The organism is Mycobacterium sp. KBS0706 (genome assembly GCF_005938675.2).
Taxonomy (GTDB): domain Bacteria; phylum Pseudomonadota; class Alphaproteobacteria; order DSM-16000; family Inquilinaceae; genus Inquilinus.
Genome location: NZ_VCCH02000293.1, coordinates 1 through 1029 on the forward strand (window position 1 = coordinate 1; position 1029 = coordinate 1029).

The following is a 1029-nucleotide window of genomic DNA, read 5'->3' on the forward strand; positions in this document are numbered from 1 at the left end:
GGGTTTGGTGCACGATCGAGTTGTCCAGGCCGAGCCGGCGAGCGGATAATGGGGGGGTATCAGGCCAGCTTGGACGGAGATCTGGGATGGGCAGAGGTCGAGGCACGCCGAAGCGGGCTCGGTATGTGGTCAGGAACTGGCCGGCCTATGATCGGGCGCTGGTTCGACGCGGCGATCTGACCATCTGGATCGCGCCGGAGACCCTCGAGACGTGGCGGGCGCCTGGCCGCCGGACCTATTCCGATGCGGCGATCGAGGCGGCGCTGACGGTCAGAGCGGTGTACCGGCTCGCGCTGCGCCAGACCGAAGGACTGGTCGGCTCGATCTTCCGCATGCTGGAGATCGCGATCCCGGTGCCGGACCACACGACCCTGTCGCGCCGCGGCCGGCGCCTTGCGATCGACCGGCACGTCGATGCCGGCGAGGGCGTCGACCTGGTCATCGACAGCACCGGGCTGCGGCTGTACCGCCGCGGCTCCTGGCTTCGGCGGAAGCAGGCCGGCCGGCGGATGCCGTGGCGGAAGCTTCACATCACCATCGATCCTCGGACCGGGCGCATCCTGAGCGAGAAGCTCACCCGGTCGGGCGTGCACGACAGCAAGGCCGTTCCAGCTCTCCTGGCACGGATCGACGGCCGCATCGGCCGGGTCTACGGCGACGGCGCCTACGATGGCTCGCCGACCTATCAGGTCCTGATCGATCGACGCCAGGCCCTTCCGATCCCGCAGGGTGTGTTTCGGCCGAGGTCGCCGGCGGTCCGGGCCGCCGACAGCCTCGACCCGCTGAGCCAGCGCGGGCGTCATGCCCGTTTCATCGCCCAGCATGGCCGATCGGGCTGGGAGAAGGCGACCGGATACGGCTGCCGCAATCTGGTGGAAGCCACATTCTCGCGGCTGAAGCGCAGCTTCGGTGACCGACTTCACGGGCGGAGTCTGCCCGCACAGAAGGTCGAAGCCGCGATCCTCGCCCAGGCGCTCAACCGCATGGCCGAAATCGGAATGCCGGTCACCGAGAGGGTCGCCTGAGGCC

Annotated in this window: 1 protein-coding gene; it reads left to right on the forward strand. The window is 69.1% G+C overall.

The window, feature by feature from the left end:
- Positions 1–86 precede the first annotated feature (86 nt).
- Positions 87–1025: an IS5 family transposase gene (locus tag FFK22_RS41895; RefSeq protein ID WP_138893710.1), complete on the forward strand. Its 939-nt coding sequence runs from the start codon at positions 87–89 to the stop codon at positions 1023–1025.
- Positions 1026–1029: the final 4 nt, after the last annotated feature.